At 72.8% G+C, this 1,893-nt stretch carries 2 protein-coding genes and 1 tRNA gene; 1 reads left to right on the forward strand and 2 read right to left on the reverse strand.

What is annotated here, in order from left to right:
• Nucleotides 1-3 precede the first annotated feature (3 nt).
• Nucleotides 4-78, forward strand: a tRNA-Pro gene (locus tag WA805_RS00645).
• A 4-nt stretch (nucleotides 79-82) separates the two neighbouring features.
• Here WA805_RS00645 and WA805_RS00650 read toward each other — a convergent pair.
• Together WA805_RS00650 and WA805_RS00655 are read right to left on the reverse strand one after the other, a co-directional pair.
• A complete protein-coding gene (locus WA805_RS00650; protein WP_425241397.1) occupies nucleotides 83-751 on the reverse strand; it encodes a DNA-3-methyladenine glycosylase family protein in 669 nt (222 codons plus the stop codon).
• 25 nt (nucleotides 752-776) lie between these two features.
• A partial coding sequence (locus WA805_RS00655; protein ID WP_425241398.1) for an FUSC family protein occupies nucleotides 777-1,893 on the reverse strand: 1,117 nt, incomplete at its 5' end.

Raw genomic sequence — 1,893 nt, forward strand, 5'->3', positions numbered from 1 at the left:
CAACGGGCTGTAGCGCAGCTTGGCTAGCGCGCGTGCTTTGGGTGCACGAGGTCGCGGGTTCGAGTCCCGCCAGCCCGACCGGTTACTGTTGCTGCTTCTCAGGCAACGGCGTGCCCGGGTCATCAAGCGCGACCTGGAACAGGTACGCGGTCGCCAGGCTCCGGTACGGCCGCCAGGGTTCGGCGATCTGGAGTACCTCCTGCTGGCTGGGCAGGTGGCTGAGCTGATAGGCGCGCTGGATGGCCTTGCGGAGCGCGAGGTCGCCGGGCAGCACGACGTCGGCGCGGTCGAGCGCGACGATCAGCATGCCGTGCACCGTCCACGGGCCGATGCCGGAGATGGTGGTGAGGCGGTCCAGGATCTCCTGGTCGGACATGGCCCGCAGCATGTCGTCGCTCAGCGAGCCGTCGGCGTACTGCTCGGCCACAGCGCGCAGGGTCGCCACCTTCCTGCGCGACAGGCCGGTCGTGAGCAGGTCGGCGGGGTCGGCGGCCAGCAGCGCGGCCGGGGACGGCAGCTGCCCGCCGAACAGGTCCCGGATCCGGCCGAGGATGCTCGCGGCTGACCGCACCGACAGCTGCTGCCCGGTCACCATGAAGATCAGGGCGCCGAAGGAGCCCGTAACCGGCAGCTCGCGTAGCCAGCCGCGCGGATCGAAGCCGGCGTGCTCGTCGATGACGCGGGCGAGCACGGGGTCCGCGCCGCGCAGGTGGGCGAGCGCGAGGCCAAGCTCGCTCGTTTCGCTGTCCATCCAGGCTCCCTTCAGGCTTCAAGCTTCAGGCTGGGGCGGGCTGGCGGGCCGCGTCGCCGCGCGCGCCGGACTCGCCGCCGCGGATGAGCACCGCGAGCACCGACCGGACGGCGTCGGTGACCGGCGTGAGGGTCGGATCGTCAGGCAGCCCGCCGGATATGGCGGGCGGGGTCCCCGCGTTGATGGCGTCCGCGACCGCGCGCAGCGTCCCGGTCAGCTGATGAACCGCTCTGGCGTCGGGCGGCGCCGTGCCGCGGCCGATAGCGACGACCAGGCCGGTCGTCGCGTCCATCACTTCTTCCAGGCCGACGGCGGCGGGCCACCAGGCAGCGGCGCGGCGGCTGACCGGCGCCGGCTCCGACATGGTTCGCTGGAACTCCACGCGCAGGTTGGACAGGGCACGAGATGCCTGCCGGCGCAGCCCTGACCGGGCGGGCGCGTCGCCCCCGGTGCCTCCGGAACCCCCAGCGTCCGCCGAGCCGGCCGCCGCCGTCGCGAGCGATGACGCGACCTGAGACGGACCCGAGCCCCAGGCGGTCACCAGCGATTCGTCCATGTAGGCGGCCACCGCCCGCAGCGTGTCGGCGAACTGCCGCGGCAGGTGCGCGGACCACGCGGATGGCCAGGGCGCGTAGCCGATCAGCAGCACGATCGCGCAGGCGATCAGCGTGTCGAGCAGCCGCTCCTCGGCGAGCCGCCAGCCGCCGGGGCTGAGCAGGTCGATGAGCAGCACGACGAACGGGGTAAGGAACGTCGCGCTGAGGCCGAAGCTGCGGCTCTTGCCGTACGGCAGCAGCGCCGCGAGCACGCCGAACGGCAGCAGCAGCCACGGCCCGTACGGCACTAGCGCGATGATCGCCGCGCCGAGCACCGCGCCGATGATCGTGCCGACGCCGCGCTGCACAGCGCGGGTGAACACTGACCCGTAGTCCGGCTTGAGGATGATCGCGACCGTGAGGACCACCCAGTACGAGCGCTGCAGGGGGAGCACCTCGCTGAACACCGCGGCCACGCCCGTGCAGATCATCAGCCGGATGGTGAACTCCCAGGCGATGCGGCCGCCGATGAGCCGGTCGAGCAGGCGTGCCGCGTGCTCGCGCACCTGGTCGCGCAGCCCCGGCTGCCGCGCCGCAGGAGCGGGC

It is taken from the genome of Trebonia sp. (assembly GCF_049794275.1).
GTDB lineage: Bacteria > Actinomycetota > Actinomycetes > Streptosporangiales > Streptosporangiaceae > Trebonia.